This window comes from Collimonas arenae (assembly GCF_000786695.1).
GTDB lineage: Bacteria > Pseudomonadota > Gammaproteobacteria > Burkholderiales > Burkholderiaceae_D > Collimonas > Collimonas arenae_A.
This window is the reverse complement of sequence record NZ_CP009962.1, coordinates 1,060,151-1,079,223: the sequence shown is the minus strand read 5'-3', so window position 1 is coordinate 1,079,223 and position 19,073 is coordinate 1,060,151. Positions and strand designations below refer to the sequence as shown.

General features: G+C 55.3%; 15 protein-coding genes. 1 reads left to right on the top strand and 14 read right to left on the bottom strand.

Features of this window, described 5'->3' with window-relative positions; genetic code table 11:
• Positions 1-15: 15 nt before the first annotated feature.
• The 12 genes from LT85_RS04815 to LT85_RS04760 form a co-directional block, all read right to left on the bottom strand.
• A complete protein-coding gene (locus LT85_RS04815) occupies positions 16-861 on the bottom strand; it encodes a tetratricopeptide repeat protein (RefSeq protein ID WP_038495068.1) in 846 nt (281 codons plus the stop codon).
• Positions 862-905: 44 nt separating this feature from the next.
• Complete coding sequence (locus tag LT85_RS04810) at positions 906-1,862, bottom strand: type II secretion system F family protein (RefSeq protein ID WP_038485955.1); 957 nt, start codon at positions 1,860-1,862, stop codon at positions 906-908.
• A 45-nt stretch (positions 1,863-1,907) separates the two neighbouring features.
• Positions 1,908-2,837 (bottom strand): type II secretion system F family protein, encoded by a 930-nt coding sequence (locus LT85_RS04805; RefSeq protein WP_038485952.1) that lies wholly within the window; start codon positions 2,835-2,837, stop codon positions 1,908-1,910.
• A gap of 2 nt (positions 2,838-2,839) precedes the next feature.
• Positions 2,840-4,195 (bottom strand): CpaF family protein, encoded by a 1,356-nt coding sequence (locus LT85_RS04800; RefSeq protein WP_038485949.1) that lies wholly within the window; start codon positions 4,193-4,195, stop codon positions 2,840-2,842.
• 124 nt (positions 4,196-4,319) lie between these two features.
• Positions 4,320-5,624 carry an AAA family ATPase gene (locus LT85_RS04795; protein ID WP_038495065.1) on the bottom strand — a complete coding sequence of 435 codons (1,305 nt, stop codon included), beginning with the start codon at positions 5,622-5,624 and terminating at the stop codon, positions 4,320-4,322.
• A 21-nt stretch (positions 5,625-5,645) separates the two neighbouring features.
• Positions 5,646-6,956 carry a type II and III secretion system protein family protein gene (locus tag LT85_RS04790; protein ID WP_038485946.1) on the bottom strand — a complete coding sequence of 437 codons (1,311 nt, stop codon included), beginning with the start codon at positions 6,954-6,956 and terminating at the stop codon, positions 5,646-5,648.
• A gap of 55 nt (positions 6,957-7,011) precedes the next feature.
• A complete protein-coding gene (gene cpaB, locus LT85_RS04785; protein WP_038485943.1) occupies positions 7,012-8,028 on the bottom strand; it encodes a Flp pilus assembly protein CpaB in 1,017 nt (338 codons plus the stop codon).
• A gap of 160 nt (positions 8,029-8,188) precedes the next feature.
• Positions 8,189-8,623 carry a TadE/TadG family type IV pilus assembly protein gene (locus tag LT85_RS04780; protein ID WP_038495063.1) on the bottom strand — a complete coding sequence of 145 codons (435 nt, stop codon included), beginning with the start codon at positions 8,621-8,623 and terminating at the stop codon, positions 8,189-8,191.
• A gap of 118 nt (positions 8,624-8,741) precedes the next feature.
• The gene (locus LT85_RS04775; protein ID WP_052134659.1) at positions 8,742-9,284 is read right to left on the bottom strand and encodes a prepilin peptidase; all 543 of its coding nucleotides are present in this window, start codon (positions 9,282-9,284) and stop codon (positions 8,742-8,744) included.
• 41 nt (positions 9,285-9,325) lie between these two features.
• Positions 9,326-9,499 carry a Flp family type IVb pilin gene (locus LT85_RS04770; RefSeq protein ID WP_038495057.1) on the bottom strand — a complete coding sequence of 58 codons (174 nt, stop codon included), beginning with the start codon at positions 9,497-9,499 and terminating at the stop codon, positions 9,326-9,328.
• A 544-nt stretch (positions 9,500-10,043) separates the two neighbouring features.
• Positions 10,044-11,762: a ShlB/FhaC/HecB family hemolysin secretion/activation protein gene (locus LT85_RS04765; protein WP_253273667.1), complete on the bottom strand. Its 1,719-nt coding sequence runs from the start codon at positions 11,760-11,762 to the stop codon at positions 10,044-10,046.
• 238 nt (positions 11,763-12,000) lie between these two features.
• Positions 12,001-13,476 carry a collagen-like triple helix repeat-containing protein gene (locus LT85_RS04760; RefSeq protein WP_038485940.1) on the bottom strand — a complete coding sequence of 492 codons (1,476 nt, stop codon included), beginning with the start codon at positions 13,474-13,476 and terminating at the stop codon, positions 12,001-12,003.
• 348 nt (positions 13,477-13,824) lie between these two features.
• Between LT85_RS04760 and LT85_RS04755 the strand changes: the two genes are divergently transcribed.
• Positions 13,825-14,739: a 5'-nucleotidase gene (locus tag LT85_RS04755; RefSeq protein ID WP_038485937.1), complete on the top strand. Its 915-nt coding sequence runs from the start codon at positions 13,825-13,827 to the stop codon at positions 14,737-14,739.
• Positions 14,740-14,762: 23 nt separating this feature from the next.
• Here the strand turns inward: LT85_RS04755 and LT85_RS04750 are convergent, their stop codons facing one another.
• Together LT85_RS04750 and LT85_RS04745 are read right to left on the bottom strand one after the other, a co-directional pair.
• The gene (locus LT85_RS04750; protein ID WP_038485934.1) at positions 14,763-16,415 is read right to left on the bottom strand and encodes a 3-(methylthio)propionyl-CoA ligase; all 1,653 of its coding nucleotides are present in this window, start codon (positions 16,413-16,415) and stop codon (positions 14,763-14,765) included.
• Between the two features lie 187 nt (positions 16,416-16,602).
• Positions 16,603-18,915: an NADP-dependent malic enzyme gene (locus LT85_RS04745; RefSeq protein WP_038485931.1), complete on the bottom strand. Its 2,313-nt coding sequence runs from the start codon at positions 18,913-18,915 to the stop codon at positions 16,603-16,605.
• Positions 18,916-19,073: the final 158 nt, after the last annotated feature.

Genomic DNA, 19,073 nt, shown 5'->3' with positions numbered 1-19,073 from the left:
CGAATTTCCCGGGACTTAACTTCCATTACCGAAGCGGTCCATCATCGATTGAAACTGCGTAGCCGGCAATGGCACCGGAGTGGCATTTTTCACGGTTGGCGCAATAGCGCCGCCAATACTGACCTTGGCAGGATCAACTGCCTGAATCACAGGCTGCCGCTGACCGATTTCGGCTGCCAGGCTGTATATCCTGGCGCGGCTTTCTTGTGGCAACGCAGCCTTATCCATGACTACCCGCGCTTTTTCCGGATCTCCAGAGACCAACAAGAGCAGCGCCAGATTCCCTATCATCTTGCGATTGTCCGGCATCAGTTCGGCGGCTTGCGCCAAAGGCACCCGGGCAGATGCGGTATCGCCGCTGCGCAACATGGCATAGCCAAGATCGCTCAACATCGCGGCATTGGTGGGCTCGCGCCTGGCGGCTTCTCGCAGCGCTTTGACTGCGGCCGGGTAATCCCCATTTTGCGCAGCCAGCAAACCCAGGCCATGCCAAGCTGCTCCGGCCTCGTCAGAAGTCAGCAGTTTGCGGTAGACGGCGTCCGCTGCGGCGTCTTGGCGGGTTTCGCGCAGTGCATCTGCACGCAAACGCTGGACTTCCGGCGTACTGCCGTTTTTCTGTTCGTAAGCATCGATATGCGCCAACGACGCAAAGTACATTCCTTGCTCTTGCATTTGCCGGATCATGCCGAGATACATTCCTTTGTTGTCCGGCGTAGGGGCCTTTTCCTCTGCTTGCTGACGCAGTTGCGCCGCTTCGTTTTGCTGCGCATATACTTTTGCCGCATCGCTGGCACAACCACCCAGTGACAATAAAAAAAGTGCGACGGAAAGCGCAAAAACCAGGGCCGAAACAAAATGCATGTGCGAAGAAAAGTTTCCCGCATTGGCAACTCTCTTGGAAAAATTCATACGTGTGACCCCATTCTTGACAGAGCGCGAATCACCGCCAGGAAACCCACGCCACCGGTAATCACCAGCAATCCCGGCAGCAAGGTTAGCACCATGACTCCGGTCATTTTCACCGTCAATTTACCGATTCTCTCTCTCATATCCAACTTGCGCTGCTCACGAATCCGTTCGCTAAATAGCTTGAGCGGTTCTTGCACCGCGCCGCCGTGATGTTCCACTTGCACCAGCAGGCGCGCAACGGCATGCAGATCCTCGTTATCAAACACAGTCGAAAAACGCCGCATCGACTGCTCACGACTGCGTCCCGTACTGTATTGACGGCCGGCGATCGTCAGTTCTTCACCTAATACTTGCAACACACTCTTGAATTCGTTTTCAATGACATGCAGGCTCTGATCGACGGACAGCCCGACGCCCTGCAGCAAGCGCAGCAAATCAATTAGCAACGGCAATTCCTCCGCGGCCTGGCGCTGACGCTTGTGGGCGGTACGCTGCATTATCCACTTTGGCAGCATATAACCCAGGGCCAACCCAAAAAATAGAATCAGCACCGTGGCCACCCATCCGCCGCGATCAAAAAACAGTACGCCGAGCAACGGCAAGCAAATCGCCAGCACCGCTCGTGCAGCAAAAAATAGTGATTTTCCACGTACATCATTGACGCCGCATTGGTCCAGCAAATGTCGATCCTCTTCCGCTACCAGTTGCTGTCCTATCGGTGTATCCAGCCAGTTGGCGCTGAATGAAATAATTCGCTCACGCCAGTCCGGCGGCCGGGATATTGCTACGGGTGCGGTCGCCGGCCGGTCGTGAGATGCGATTTTTTCATCAACGGTGGCGAGATTCCGTTGAAGTCGCCATGCTCTTGCCAGTAGCGCGGCGCCTACCAGCAACAAGGCCGCTGCCAGCAACAGGACTGCAAGAATGATCAGCGTATGCTGTGTTGTGTTCACGTTGTTTCCATCTTGAAAATTACAGGCCAAGCGCCAGGCGCACGGTTAAATCGATTTCGCCAGCCGATATAGACAATAACCGCCCACCACTTCCAGCATGGCCGCCCCGATCAGCATTTTCTTGCCGATCGGGTCGATCCACATGCCGACAAACATATTGTTATTAAAAATAATCAGAAAGATGCCAATGGCGATTGGCAGTATTCCCATGATCCACGCAGACAAGCGAATTTCTGCAGACAAGGAAATCATTTCATTTTGTGCGTGTTCCAGATCGCGCATGAATGCAGCCATGCGCTCCAGAACTACATCGGAGCGTCCGCCAAATCGCGCAGATACGCCGATGACGGCAGCAACCAGATCAAGTTCCTTGAACCTATAGATTGCGGCTTGCTGGCGCAGCGCATGCTCCAGATCGACACCCGCCTGGACCTGCCGGTTAGCGCGATCCAGAATGACGCGTAACGGCCCTTCGACGCCGCCGATACCAGTCTGAAAAGCAGCACCTATGCTGTTGCCTATCGTGACCAGACGCACCAGCGTATCCAGAAAGCCGGGCAATTGCCGTATTAGGGTCCGTTGCATCTTGGAGGTTTTGAGCCAGAAATAGAAAACCGCCAGCATCGCATACAACATAGCTGTCCCTAATGCCGAGAGCCAACCGCCGAGGATCAGGGCGAACAGAGTCAGTACGATACCGGGCACCAGTATCTGCGCATACAGCTTGCCGCTCGGATGTTGGATTCCAGCCCGCAAAAAGAAATTGCGCAATGCCTCCGTCGTCAACGGCTGTTGTTGCGCTGCTTCGCTCGCACTCTGCGGTTGCAATTGTCCCTGCTGCATTCCCTGAATCTGCCGATTCACGAACTCGGCGCTGACGTCTTGCCTGCTACGCTGCTGCGCGCGCTGCCACAGCCATAGCGCACTGCCGGTTAGCAGCAGAGCGGCAGCGAGCAGCCAAAGAGCGATATGCATGACTAGCGCCTTCCTGGCTGGCCGCTGGTGCTGTAACCAGGGCCGCCGGTATTCGGACTGCCAGTACTTTGCTGCCCAAGCTGGCGCTGACGCTGCAATTTCGGCGCATGCGGAAAGATACCCAGCGAGACCCAGCGATCGGCCTCTTCGCCATCCGGTGCGATAAAACTCTCGTGCCGATACAGTTCTTGCAGGGTGATAATGTTATCGCCCATGCCGGTCACTTCTGTAATCGAAACAATGCGGCGGCGGCCATTTGACAACCGTCCGATTTGCACGATGAAATCCAGCGCGCCAGCGATCTGCCGTCGGAGGCTGCTTTCGCTGCCTTGGAAGCCGGCGAAGCCGGCGAGCATTTCAATCCGGTACAGGCATTCGCGCGGCGAATTGGCGTGGATCGTGCCCATCGAACCGTCGTGGCCGGTGTTCATCGCTTGCAGCATTTCCAGCACTTCTGCACCGCGCACTTCGCCGACGATAATCCGGTCGGGGCGCATGCGCAGGCTGTTGCGGATCAGGTCGCGGATGCTGACCGCGCCGGCGCCTTCGAAACCGCCCAACCGAGATTCCAGCCGTACCACATGCGGATGATTGAGCGACAGTTCCGCGGTATCTTCCACGGTCACCACGCGCTCCTTTTCTGGAATAAAAAAGGCCAATGCATTGAGCAAAGAAGTTTTACCTGAACTGGTTCCGCCTGACACCAGAATATTACAACGAGCCTTGACGGCGTTATCCAGCAGCGAATATATCTCGTCATTCATGGTGCCGAGATTGAGCAGATCGGTAGGCTTCAGCGGTTCCTTGCGAAATTTTCGGATCGATACCATGGGACCGTCCACCGACAGCGGCTCAATCACCACATTCAGCCGACCGCCATCCGGCAAGCGCGCATCCACCATCGGATTCGATTCGTCCAGCCGGCGTCCCAGCGGTGCCAGAATGCGCCGGACGATCCGCAACAAGTGCGCATTATCGGTAAAGCGCAGCGTTTCACGCTGCAATATTCCGTGGCGCGATACAAACACATCGTTATAGCCATTGATCAGGATATCTTCAACCGTCACATCGGCCAGCAAATCCTCAAGCGGCCCCAGTCCGGCGAGTTCCTTGGTCAAGGCATCGGCAATTTGCCGCACCTCGGATTCATTCAGTGGAATTCGTTGCAGGCGTACAAAACCGTCAACATCCAGATTGACGAATTGCTGGATCGCGCTGCGCGACCAGCGTCCGAACTCCGCCCCCAATTCTTCGATCCGTGTCAGCAGATGATCGTAAGCCGCCGTCTTGATATCCTGGAACTCCTGGGTATTCGAGAACGTCTGGTCGTCATCAGCAAATTCAATCTGGTTACTCACGTTTATATCTCCCGTTCTTCGTCAGGGGCCGCTGCTTTCCTGTCCTTTTCCTGCAACTCAGCAGGCTCCGGTTTAGTAGCGCAGATCGGTCTAAATCACGCTTGCATCAATTTAAATGCCCGGTCTATTTCCGTAACAGTATCTTTGGCAACCAGCGTCCCATTCCAAGCTTATGCGGTACTGTTTCTCCGTGGCTGAGCAAGCCATCGATCAGGCCATCAACTGCGCGCACATAAGCATCGTGAGGTGCGACCTCATGCAACAACTTGCCGCGATTGGCGCTGGCGGTGAGTTTCAGCGTGCGCTCTGGCAAAGTGGCTAGCAAGGGTAATTTGAAGCGCTCGGCAATCTGGCTGGCGCCCATGCCGAAGCGATCGTCATATCGGTTCACCACCAGATGCCGCTTGCCATCATCGGGATGACGGCCGTTCAATTCTTGCAAAGTACCCGCCAAAGAAACCAGAGCGCCGACGCTTTGATCCGTCACCAGCCATACCTGATCGGCGGCGCCGGTCAGGTTGGCAATAAATTCGTGATTAGTGAAGCCACCAAGATCTGCGATCAGTACATCGAAATACAGGCGCAGGCGATCTAGCAAAGCCAATGCATCGTGATGCGATACAGTGCGCATTTCGCTTAAGCTATGCGGCAATGAAATCACGGTAACACCACCAGGACTCCGCGGTAGCGCAGTGTGCACCAATGTTTCATCAAAACGACGAAGATTCCGTACTGCTTCGGCAAAATCGAAATTGCCGTTGGCGCTCAGATATAACTTTCCATCGCCAGCAGGTAGTCCAAGATCCAGTAACGCTACCCGACTGTCGGTTGCAACACGCTTTCCTCCATGAGGACCATTCCGTTGTTGAATCATGTCCGCCAGATGCGCCGCGAGTGTGCTGGTACCGATGCCGGAACGAACACCAAGCAACGTCACCAACTGACCTCGCTTGACCGGCGCTGGCGACCGTGCGGCCGCCTTGGTCAGCACGCGCTGGACCACTTCACGCGCCTCTTCTTCGGAGGCGCTAATGTCAATGAAATCACTGACGCCAGCGCGTAATGCAGCCACCGTCCCTTCGGGAAATGCCATGGAACCGACAGCCACCAGAGGTAAGGTTGGAAGTTTTTTACTCAATGCGCGCGCCAGTTCAATTGCGTGCGCGGTAGTGCCTGGCGAGTCTAGCGACAACACACCGCCAAGATCGTGCGCATGCTCAACTCCGGAAAAATCCAGCAGAACCAACAACGGATTGAGTTCTGTTATACGTGACAGCAGCTCCGCCACATCCGCCTTTTCCTGCAGCAAAGTTCCCCATTTTCCAAGGGCAGCGCCCAGCCATTCCGCCTGCGTGCTGTTACGCGAGCAGAACACAAAACGGCTCAGCGACGTCAGTTCATTCAAAGCTTTGTTACGAGCGTTCATCATGTAATCCAAAAAGGCTGTCGCTTACTTCGAAAATCCCGGCAACTCATCCCGACTCGCTCCCCCAAGCAGATAACTTCCCCACGCGGTTCCAGCAGTATTGCGGCGCTCATTCTCGCCTGGCATCGGTAGCGGTACATCTTTTGCGATGGGTTGCACCACATGCGGCGTCACGATAATCACCAGTTCTTTGTCATCCTGCGTATAGTTCATGTTCCGGAAAAAACTGCCTATGATGGGTAGATCGCCAAGCAGTGGAATTTTTTCCACATTCGATTTTGTGGTGCGCGATACCAGCCCGCCGATAATGAAACTTTCTCCGTCTCCCAGTTCCACCGTAGTGTCCGCGCGGCGAGTAGTAATTGCCGGGATAGATACGTTGTTCGACGTGATGGCGTTGGTATAGTCGAGCTCGCTGGCCTCCGGCGCCACTTTCAATGCAATCCGGCCTTTCGCCAGTATGGTCGGAGAAACCGTCAGGCCGATACCATAAGGCTTGTACTGGATGGTGATAGACCCCAAGCCCGCAGATTGGGGAATCGGCAGTTCCCCACCCGCCAGAAAACTTGCACTCTGTCCGGACAGGGCGGTCAGTGTGGGTTCGGCCAACACCCTGGCAAGACCATTGGTTTCAATCAGGCGCAAGTTACTGGTCAGGCTATAGCTGCCTCGGCTAAAGGAAGTCAGCAGACCTACGGCCGACGATGCTGTATTTAAGCCGCCATTGGAAGCAAGATTGCTACCGAGGTTAAAACTGAAATTGCCGCGTTTCAAGGTGGCGCCAAAGTCAAAACCAATTGCCTTCAGCACCTGCTTGCTGAACTCGACAATCTTGACGTCTATCTGCACCACGCTGCCGCTGCTGATGCTGGAAATATCGAGCACCTTGCCTTTTCCCACCGCATCGGCAGCAACCGCACTGCTGCTCAAATGGTCCAGCAACGATGGCGCCTGGCCACTGATCAAGGCGGCGCCGCCTTGTACGTGTACATCGGCGCCTGGCTGGCCTGCCACGGTCGACTGCAAATCGCCTTGCACCTTGATGCGCCAAGTCTTGGCTGGCAATCCCTTGGTCCACGCAGTCACCGTAGTGCTGCCAGCCTTTTTTCCAACCAGGATCACGCTGCCGCCTTTACCGCCGCTGCCTTTCACCATCAGCACATCCGCAACTTCGGGGTCGGCGATGGCAATTCGTTCCAGCGTGCCGCTGACCGGCAGGCTTTGCTGTTCCCGTGCCCCCAGCGAAATATCGGCGACATCGCCGGCAGCCATTGAGATTGCGGGAACGATACTGGCGCTCAATAACAATGGCAGAAGTAGGTCGTGAATTTTCATGAGTTGCGAGTTATCCTGTTATCGATATAAGCCGGTCATTGAAAAAATCTGCGCGTCAAAAAGCCACCGACTCCCGTTGCGTGCCGCGAATCACTTCCACTGTGCCAGGCGCGTGTACAGCCCCTGCGCCAGACGCCTTGGCTACCGTCACGTTGCGTGTCGCAGGCTTATGCCCTTGTGATGATTTTGAATCAGCGCTCAGACCATCCATTTCGATCCCCGCAAATGCCTGGTTGTCAGGTTGCTTCAACGCTTCCTGCTGGTCGCGGGTCAGATCCTTCTTGCCCGCCAGCACTGCTGGAATTTGCGGGAACAAGGCAACGTCGGAAATAGTTTCATCGCTGGGGCCGCGCAATGCCAGCGTCAGCTTGCCATTCTGTGTTGCCAGCAGCAATCTGTTGACGTCTGCAACTGGCGTCGCCAGTACCGCAGTGCGCGGCGCCTGCTGGGATTGCGGCATTCCCTGCGATTGCTGCACCGATTGGGATGATTGCTGGGCCGGCGCCATGCCGGCGCTGCCGCCACTGGTCGCAGTCCCGATTACAGCGCTTCCATAAGAAAGCACATGTACGCGGGACAGCAGCAAGCGCGATTGCGTTGTGGCGATGTCCTGTGACTGTTTGAGCGTGAAAAAGACGTCGACATAATCACCGGGTTGGACACGATTACCGGCGCCGACAATTTCATCGACAGGTATCGCCACCGCCCGCTCGCCGTCCGCCAGCTTGACGGCCAGGCCACTGGCCAGCCCGCTTTCCGTAATGGGCGTACCAGCGCCGATGTCAATCAAAGGGATTTTGCCGACAACAGAACTAGCCTGGTTATAGGCGCCGGCCGGATTGATCGGCAGTGTCACCAAGCTGATGTCGTCGGTGATGATGGCTTTACCCGCCTGCAGTGCGTGCGCCGCGACGATCACCTCATATTGCTGGGAAGGCTTGCCGGTTATCGCTGGCCCCGCCGACGTCGCGATCGTTGGCGGCGGACGGCTACCCAGCCACCAGGCCACAAACGCTAGACCAAGTGCGGCCACTACCAATATCGCCGCCACAATTTTTGTCAGGTTATTCATAGTGTGTACTCGATGCCTATCCGAACGAAAGAATTGTTCAACGTGGTTTCCAAGTCAAATACAAAGCAAACAGGGGTCAAGTCATTGGCTCACAGATTCGTGACCAGTCAAAAAATTGGAACGCATGCAAAAAATATTCAACCGTGTGAACTAATCTTGTTCAGTCAATTTGCACCGTTGCCGAGCTTGTCAGAGTGGCAGGCACCGCAACCCGCATTAACGAACCCAGCAATAACGGCACCAGTGGATATGTACCGTAATTGTATGAGACGGTCACTGTGATGCATTGTGCGGTCGTGCCAGCAGGGTTGGCACAAGTCAAAGGTACGGGTGTTGGGCAAGATACGCCGCCGTTGCCTAGCCAGCTGACGAGTTGAGTAGCTGTAGCGCAGGCAATCGCGCCGCGACTGGCAGTGGTATAGCGCAACGCAGCGCGCGCGCCCTCTTCAGCCGCCAGCGCCAGAGATTGCTGGGCCAGAAAAATCAGGACATAGGTGATGATCCCATATAGAAGCATGAAGAATATGGGAAATATCAATGCAAATTCAATTGCTGCAACGCCGCGCTGGGCAGCGCTCTTGGCTCCTCTATCCATATCCGGATGAGCTGCACGTTTATATTTGTAATGCATCCCCGCTCCCGATCTTCGCAGCCGATACGATCCGTGCACTACCGACGTGCGCCGTGCTGACATCCATGAAGCAAACAATCAATCAGGTGAAAACTGGCATAACTCCCGCACCTTGCATGCCTGCCCAAGCTCCCGTCAAGGCCAGGTATGCGGCGTAAGGAATGCCAACACGATTACCGCGTCTTTCCAACATGCGTTGGTACCAGTTCCAACACGCCACGCGAACCGCAATCACTTGCAAACCTGGCGCCAGCCCTAACCGCAATACGTAAACTATCATCGCATGCGCACCGGCGATCAATGACGCGAACAAAAAAACAGGCAACAACGCACCTGGCCCAAGCAATAAACCAAGCACAGCAAAAAATTTGACATCGCCTGCAGCCATCGCACGTAAAATATAGAGCGGAGCGAAAAATACCAATCCTGCCATAAAGCCTGAAAACGCACCGCGCCAATCCAACCCATTCAATCCGTTGCCGAAGACTACAAGCCAAGCAAATTGCACCGCTATCGCTATCAAAAGCAACTTATTGGGAACTCGCCTGAACAAATAGTCATACAAAAATATTAAAGTGCAAAACAACAGGAATAACGGCAACGGTAGATGGCTCATATGCAGCATGTTTGCTCCGCTCAACCATCCCAATAGAATAGCCGGACAGTTTACGGTGCCTTAGGTAACAGACCCGAGATATAGTTGAACAGGCCACTCAAACTTCCTCCCAAGGCAGTTACTCCGCCTATGATAGCCACAGCAATCAGTCCGGCAATCAGCCCGTACTCAATCGCCGTAACGCCATCTTCATCCCGAAGAAATTTCATTAATTTGACGTTCATTGTGATCTCCTGAAGAAACACCATCGCATTAAAGAGGCAGCCCTTGGCGTTGCAATCCAGATGGACAAAAACAGCCGATCTGACTGCAGACAACCACTCCCAATTCCGGACTACGCGGTATCAGCATAGCCCCGATTAAAAATTACCTCAACATAAATTTTTCTCTTAAGAAACATATTAATAGAGCATTACCTCTAGTGGAATTTTCATAGGTAAACCACGATTTCATCTTGAAATAATGTTTTACATTGTGAAAAAAATGCTTACATGAAGGCAAGTAAAAATTCCTTTGAGGGAACTAAGAAATCAGCTATCAATGTGCATTTCCCATAGTTTTTTTGAACGCCAAAATGTTGTCCAATTTATGCATTTTGAATGCTTCAAAAATCACTAGGAATGCGGCTTAACGGCGACTTTGTTGCCCTCAGGGCGATAACTGTTGAACGGTCGGATCGGCGACGGAAAATCAGAAGTTGATAGCAGCCAACAAAAAAACACTGGCCGATCTGAATCAAGATCCGTTTTTGCTGCCTTGAATCAATATTCAATCCAACTGATATGAATACATTGCATTAAAGCGCAATGACCTTGAGTTGGAATTGACTGGAATATTGGCTACTGGTTTTGCCACCGACAGGTCCAATGTGTAGTAGTGAGCATCTGAAAACCGTACCCCCAGCGCAACAGAGCCCAAAGTGTCGTGAGTCAAAGGACCGGCATTGGAATACACTCGAGAATGGTCCACCAGAAAATAGGGCTGCACCGATTTCAGGTAGGTGTAACTCATGGGGAACAGGCGATTTACTTCAGCCGATATGCCCCAGCCTTTGTCGCCGGCCACTTCTCCGGCTGGATAAGCCAGACCGAACAGCTTGCCGCCAAAACCGATCTGCTCCGAGGTCGGCAAAATATTACTGCTGTACTGTGTGCTGGCTGCTATCGCAACGCCGAAGCCGCCGGGCAATTGATTCGATTGCGATGCTTGCAGGGTGACACGGGTAAAGCCCACATCAACGTTATTGCCCTTACTCTTGTTGCCAAGTCCATCTATGGCTTTGTACACGCCAACACTTAATTGTCGCGTCTGCTGCAATTTTTCCGGACTTGTTTTGACATCGACCCAAGCTGCCTCTGCGCTCAGCACCCGTACTTGCGAACTGAGCGTCACCGTAATTGGCGCGTAGAGCGGCGCAGGAGTATAAGTCTGACTGTTTTCGGCGCTATAAGCACCGCCTGTAACGGTCAGGCTATGCGTGTTGTCCAGGATGACGGGGTAACTCAGGGAACCACCGACATGGGTAGTTTTCGTTTGGTATTGCGTCAGGTAATTCAGTGGCGCCAAAGCGGCATTTTGCGGTTGAGCGCGATAATCCGATGCATTTATCCTAGCGGTCAAGCCGTCGGTACCTATTGGCTGGACATAGTTGATGGCGTAGTATTTCTCCTTCTGATCACCGCTCGGCTGTAGCGTACTTACACTCACCTGCTCACCCAATGGCGTCAAGCCATTGCTGGTAGCGTTCAACAAGCCGCGGATTCCCGGCTGCCGGTAATCGGCGCCGACACCAACTGTGATCGGCTTCCGTGTCACCGTCAGCACCATATCGGCTGCGCCGTCGGTAGTCGTCGGCGGTGCTACGTTGGCGACAATCTTGACTCCTGGCTGCAGGCTAAGAATGCCGGCAACCCGTTCGAAGGTAGCGCGGCGCAACGGCCGGTCCTGCTGCAATTGCTCGCCGATCCGCTTCAGACGCTCTTCGCTGCCGCCCGGATTGCCTTCAACCTTAACGTTCTTGACGTAACCCTCTACCACCGTAATGACCACCACATTATTCTCGAAGCTCTGGGCCGGCACAAAGGCAAAGGAAAGCGGATAGCCGCGGTCCTGATACATCTGCGTAACCTTGTTGGCGGCGGTCAGCAATTCCGCCACCGTGGTATCGCGGTTGGCCATCGGCGCGAATAGCGCTGCGACTTCTGCGAATGGCAAGGCATTGACGCCGGATATCTTGAAACTCGCGGGCGTCAAATGACTCGCCAGCAGTTTTTGCATGGCCGGATCAACCGGCTGCGTCTGCACATTGATGGTTACCGTCGGATTGGACGGCGCTTCGACCTTTGGCAAGGAGTCGGTTGGGTTGCCTTGTAGCGGGCTGCGTGAATCGGCATGCGCGGGCATGGCAACCGTCGTCATCAACCAATAGGCGCTATGGGCCAGGATCAATCCGGCGCGGCGGGAGCACTTCGATTTAAATAGTTGCATGCGGCTACGGCTCTCGTTCGTTATCGACGGCAAAACCATTCTATTCATCGCGGTCTGAAAATCAGGACCTGAAGTGACTGTTAAAGTACGGCAATAATTCATTCAGTGCAACTATTTTATTCTGCTATACATGGCTAGTTCATTGATGATTTGTAGTTGCATGATTGAGCAAATTGACACCCCATCAAACAAAAATCCCTGGTAGAAACCAGGGATTTTTGTACCCATATACAACTGTTTATTTCTTACTTGTGGCGCCCAACAAACCGCCCAAGAGACCGGTCGACTGGCCGGTGCCGCCTGTGCCTGTTGCGCCACCCGAAACACCAGAGGTCAAGCCGGCAACCAGATTGAGTACCGGAGCCAATGGGCTAGCTGTTGTGCCACCAGCGCCAGCAGTTCCGCCCAAACCGCCTAACAAGCCAGTCACAGGGGCCAGCGGGCTGCCTGTGCTGCCACCGGCAGCTCCGCCAACAGCACCGGTCAAGCTACCCAGCAAACCGGTGACAGGAGCCAGTGGACCGCTGCCGCCTGCGCCACCAACCGCGCCAGTCAAACCACCCAGCAAGCCGGTGACAGGTGCGAGAGGACCACTGCCGCCAGCACCACCGACTGCGCCAGTCAAACCGCCTAGCAAGCCAGTGACAGGAGCCAGCGGGCCGCCTGCACCAGCCGCACCGCTAAGACTGCCAGTCAAACCATTCACCACACCGACCACAGGAGCCAGAGGACCGACAAGCGCACTAGTCAAAGCATTGTCAGCCGGTTGCAAGATGCCGCCTGTTTGATTGCCCAGCAATGGCTGGCCAGTGCCGGTGACGCCGTTGGTGGAAAGGCCTCCCACCAGATTGCCGGTGTTTGTGACCACCGGACCAAGATTGCTAACGACAGGCACGCCTGAACCAGTCAGTCCGCCACCGACGCTGGCGACAGTATTGCCAAGCACGCCCACCAACAGGTTAGCTGGCTGATTGAGCGCCGTCACATTGCCTGCCGTTTGCAAAACGGTGGCGGCGGTGCTGGTCAACGGTACGATGGCCGTACTGACTGTCTGCGTCAATTGTTGTACCGGACCGGTAGTCAATGCAGTCGTCACCAGCGGCGCCACAGTGCCGGAGACAGTATTGCCGACGGTGCTAACCAGGCCGCCAACCGGCGTAGTCACGGGCGCCAGGGCGCTCAGCGGACCGCTGCTGCCCAAGCTGGAGACCACTTGGCCAGCACTGTTCACAGTAGCGCCGACCTGGGCTACCACGCCGCCGGTGCTGCCGGCTGTGATTCCGAGTGGATCTTGCGCAGTGCCGATTTGACCGAGGCCGTTAGTCACGCCGCCGCCCAGCACGGTGACGATACCGCTAGCGTTATCTATCAAACCACCTAATGCGACCTTGGAAGCCGACGTCAATGGCAATTGGCTGACGATTGTGTTGCCGGCGCCATCCACCGCTGTGCCGACGCTTGATACTGTAGTGCCGAGATTCGACAAAGCATTGGCTGATGACGTTGGGGGCGCTGGTGGAGTTGGTGGAGTGACCGGCGTCGTCGGCGTGGTCGGGCTGGTCGGCGTGGTACCGCCAGGGCCTGGGCCAGGCCCAACACCGGCCGTTGTACCGCCGAGGCCTCCCGTCAGGCTGCCACTGCCGCCGCAGCCTGCGAGCAGTGCTGTCAGTAACATGGATGTTGCGAGCAATCCGCTTTTCTTCGATGCTTTCATGATCTATCTCCCTTTTTGATGAATCGGATAACAGCTATGCCTACTGTCTTTTCGCAAAGATCGTGCCAGCGGGTAATACGGCTAAACCCGCCGCCGACGTACCTCATCAAAAATTTTAGAAATCGAAGATAAAACCTTATAAATCAATGACTAAGAGAAATTTTATTATATAAACCCTTATCCTGGTCCATGCCACCAAGTTGTTCTCCGACACGTAACATGTAACGTAACAACGAGGAACATCTCGCTCCTCCGCGACCTCAAGACAATAACAAAATCGCCATTTATCGGCCGCGCCGCAACAGCCTATAATGGACGCTTTCAACCGCCATCTGTAGACTGCCAGCCATGCCCCAGTCCCTGGAAAATTTACTGGTCGTGGGAATTTCATCCCGCGCGCTATTCGATCTGGAAATAGAGGAAGCCATATTTCGCCAGCAAGGACTGGAGGAATATCGCCGTCACCAGCTGCTCAACGAAAACCAGATCCTTAAGCCGGGCGCCGGTTACGCCTTGGTAAAAGCGCTGCTGAAACTGAACCAGCTGACCGGCCGACGTTTCGTCGAGGTGGTGGTCATGTCGCGCAATTCCAGCGAAACCTCGATGCGTATTTTTAACTCGATCAAGCATTACGATCTCGACATTACGCGTGCGGTACTATCCGGTGGAGCTTCGCTGGCGCCGTACTTGCAGGCATTCAACGTTAGCCTGTTCCTGTCGCTGCACGAAGATGACGTGCAAGCGGCGGTCAATTCCGGCGCCGCCGCCGCGCTGCTGTATCAGATGCCCGACAGCGCCATGGAAGAACTGGACCAGATTCGCATCGCTTTCGATGGCGACGCCGTGATTTTTTCAGATGAGTCGGAAAGGATTTATCAAACCGAGGGAATTGAGGCATTCGAGAAACATGAGCGCGAAAACGCCTTGCTGCCTTTGCCGCAAGGCCCGTTTGCACGGCTGCTGCTGGCGCTGTCCTACATCCAGAACAATTTCAAGAACCCTGACGGCCATGCCGCGCCTATCCGCACGGCGCTCGTCACGGCGCGCTCGTCGCCCGCGCATGAACGGGTGATCCGCACCTTGCGTGCCTGGGATGTAGCCATCGATGAAACCTTCTTCATGGGTGGCCTGGTCAAATCCGACGTGCTGGCGGCCTTCAAGCCGCATATGTTTTTTGACGACCAACCCGGCCATTGCGACCGCGCCGCCAGCCGCGTACAAACCGGGCGTGTGCCCTTGAAGCAGAGCGGTGAATCCGAATAAACGCGAATCAGCCGCCGCGACGCTCAGGCGGTCGGCAAGTTATAAGCCTTGAACTGCTCGCGCAATTTGTTTTTCAGCAGCTTGCCGGTCGCCCCGATCGGCAAGGCGTCGACGAATGCGACGTCATCCGGCGTCCACCATTTGGCGATCTTGCCTTCGAAAAATTTCAACAGCTCCGCGCTACTGACTTCCATTCCCGGTTTACGCACCACCACCAGCAAAGGTCGCTCATCCCATTTTGGATGAAAAATCCCGATACAGGCGGCCATCTGCACAGCCGGATGCGCCATCGCGATATTTTCCAGCTCAATGCTGCTGATCCATTCGCCGCCTGACTTGATCACGTCCTTGCTGCGATCGGTGATTTGCATGTAGCCGTCAGCATCGATGGTCGCCACATCGCCGGTTGGAAACCAGCCGTCCCGCATGATATCGCCACCTTCATTCTTGAAATAGCTGTCGACTATCCATGGTCCCTTGACCAGCAGATTACCGTAGGTGACGCCATCCCAGGGTAATTCCTGCCCGTCGTCATCGACAATCTTCATGTCGACGCCGTAGATAGCATGGCCCTGTTTTTGCAACAGCAATTCCTGCTGCTCGGCGGGTAATGACAAATGCCTGGTTTGCAGGCTGCCAGTGGTCCCCAGCGGCGACATCTCTGTCATGCCCCAGGCATGCACCACGTCCACGTCATAACGATGACGCAAGCTCTTCATCATCGCCGGCGGACAGGCCGAGCCGCCAATGATGGTGCGCTTGAAACTGGAGAAACGTAGCTGGTTCTGATCCATATGATTGAGCAGGCCCAGCCACACCGTCGGCACGCCGGCGGAAATGGTGACCTGCTCCTGCTCGAATAATTCATACAGCGATTTGCCGTCGAGCCCCGGTCCCGGAAACACCATTTTCGCACCCGTCAGCGGTACAGCGTACGGCAAACCCCAGGCATTCACATGAAACATCGGAACGATCGGTAACACGGCGTCGCGGCCTGAGATGTTCATAGTGTCCGGCATCACCGAAGCCAGTGAATGCAACACGGTGGAGCGGTGCGAATATAGCGCGCCCTTGGGATTTCCGGTGGTGCCCGATGTGTAGCACAAGCTGGAGGCGGAATTTTCGTCGAACGTCGGCCAGCGATAATCGTCCGCGTTGGATGCAAGCAGCTCTTCGTAGCACAGCAGATTGGGCAGTTTGCTATCCGGCGGCATGTGCTCGCGCGCGCATAAAGCGATATAACCCTTGATGGTCTTGGCTAGCGGCGCCACCGCTTCCACCAGCGGCAGGAAACAAGTATCGAACAAGAGATACTGGTCTTCGGCGTGGTTGGCGATATAGCCGATCAGGTCTGGATGCAAGCGCGGGTTGATCGTATGCAGCACCGCACCGGTTCCGGAGACCGCGTAGTAGGCCTCCATGTGCCGGTAGCCGTTCCATGCCAGCGTTGCGACCCGTTCGCCCATCCCCACGCCAAGTGTAGCGAGCGCATTGGCGAGCCGCCGTGAGCGCTGATGGCACTCGCTATAGGTATAGCGATGCAAATCACCCTCAATCCGCCGCGACACGATTTCGTTAGCGCCGAAATAACGGTCGGCGTGCTGGATAATGCTGGAGATGAGCAAGGGCTGGCTCATCATCTGTCCCATCAACGGGCTCTTCGGATACTCGGGCATCGCATCTCCTGATCATTGTAGTACTACCGTTTTTCACTACAATTTACACGCTTTATCTATCTTGTGATCAACTAAAACGCATCCGGCGATGTCCTCCCGAACCAATAAAAAAGGCCCTGCTTTGCCGCCGGTTATCCGGTGGTAAAACAGGGCCCTTCTCTTCTTGCTTGCTACTTCTGTCTAGATCTTAACGCGCCGAAATCGCGTCCACCACGCACAAGGCAGTCATGTTGACGATACGGCGCACAGTTGCCGATGGCGTCAGGATATGTACCGGCTTGGCGCAACCGAGCAGGATCGGGCCAACCGCTACGCCATTGCCGCAAGTGTTCTTGAGCAAATTGTAGGCGATATTGGCGGCATCGATATTCGGCATCACCAGCAGGTTGGCATCGCCTTTCAGCGACGAATCCGGCATCAGCTTGCGACGCAGTTCAATGTTGAGCGCAGTATCGCCGTGCATTTCGCCGTCGACTTCCAGTTCGGGCGACAGTTCCTTGATGATCGCGAGCGCGTTGCGCATCTTTTGCGCCGAAGCGCTGTTGCTGGAACCATAGTTGGAATGGGACAGCAAGGCTACGCGCGGCTTGATGCCGAAGCGCAACATCTCTTCCGCAGCCAGGATGGTGATCTCTGCCAGTTGCTCGGCAGTTGGCTCTTCGTTGACGTGGGTATCGACCAGCACCAATTGACGATCGGTCAGGATCAAGGCATTCATCGCAGCGTAGACATTCACGCCTTCGCGCCGCCCCAGTACCTTGTCGATGTAGTTCAGATGCAGGCTGGTGGTACCGTAGGTGCCGCAGATCATGCCGTCGGCGTGGCCCTTGTGGATCGCCATCGAACCGATCAGCGTATGACGGCGGCGCATTTCCAGCTTGGCGTATTGCTCTGTCACGCCCTGGCGCTTGGTCATCGCCAGGAAAGTTTGCCAGTAGTCGCGATAGCGCTCGTCGAAATCCGGATTGATGACTTCGAAATCGACGTCCGCTTTCAGACGCAGGCCGAAACGTTCGATACGTTGTTGCAGCACCGCAGGACGGCCGACCAGGATCGGCCGCGCCAGGTTTTCATCCACCACCACTTGCACCGCACGCAGGACGCGTTCTTCTTCGCCTTCGGCGTAGACGATGCGTTTCTTACCGGCTGGCGTCTTCTTGGCGATCTGGAACAGAGGCCGCATGAAGGTGCCGCTGCGATACACGAACTGTTGCAGCTTGTCGATGTAGGCTTCCATGTCCTTGATCGGACGGCTGGCGACGCCAGAAGCTTCAGCAGCCTTGGCCACTGCTGGCGCAATCTTGATCATCAGGCGAGGATCGAACGGCTTTGGAATAATGTATTCAGGGCCGAACGACAGGTTGGTGATGCCGTAAGTAGTGGCGACGATGTCCGACTGCTCCGCTTGCGCCAGTTCGGCGATCGCGTGCACCACGGCGATTTCCATTTCGCGGGTGATGGTGGTGGCGCCGCAATCCAGCGCACCGCGGAAAATGTACGGGAAGCAGAGAACGTTGTTAACCTGGTTCGGATAATCCGAACGGCCCGTCGCCATGACGGCGTCGTCACGCACGGCTTTGACATCTTCCGGCAGGATTTCCGGCGTCGGATTGGCCAGCGCCAGCACCAGCGGCCGGGGCGCCATCGCCTTTACCATGTCTTGCTTGAGTACGCCGCCAGCCGACAGACCGAGGAAAATATCGGCGCCTGGGATGAGTTCGCCCAGAGTGCGCGCATCGGTTTCTCGTGCAAAACGCGCCTTGTCCGGATCCATCAGCTCGACCCGTCCTTTGTAGACCACGCCAGCTAGGTCAGTCACGAAAATGTTTTCAATAGGGAACCCGAGATCAACGATCAGGTCCAGGCAGGCCAGCGCCGCGGCGCCAGCGCCCGAGACCACCAGCTTGCAGTTCTTGATGTCTTTGTTGACTACTTTGAGGCCATTGAGAATCGCCGCGCCGACGATGATAGCGGTGCCATGCTGGTCATCGTGAAAGACCGGGATCTTCATACGGTCGCGCAGCTTGCGCTCGATCTCGAAGCACTCTGGCGCCTTGATATCTTCCAGGTTGATGCCGCCGAAAGTCGGCTCCAGCGAAGCGATGATGTCGCACAGCTTGTCCGGATCGTGTTCGTTGATTTCAATATCGAAGACGTCGATGCCGGCGAATTTCTTGAACAGAACGCCCTTGCCTTCCATCACCGGCTTGGAAGCCAGCGGGCCGATATTACCCAGGCCGAGGACGGCGGTGCCGTTGGTGATGACCGCCACCAAGTTGCCGCGCGCTGTGTAGCGGAAGGCATTCGCCGGATCGGCGACGATTTCTTCGCAGGCAGCGGCAACGCCGGGCGAGTAAGCCAGCGCCAGATCGCGCTGGTTTGTCAGTAATTTGGTGGGAGTTACGCTAATTTTCCCGGGGGTCGGAAACTCGTGATATTCAAGCGCCGCTTGGCGCAGTTGTTGGCGGAGCTCTTCTTTTTTATCGATCATCGAATCCATGTTTCTCTGTCCCCAAGTGTAACAAGTGAAAGTCCCTGATTTTATCAGACTGGTCGCAACCGGCTATGTGAATTTCGCATGGTGAATGCCGATTTCACATAGTTGTATATTTGCAATATTTTTCGATATCAAAAAAGACACATGAAAAATCTATCATA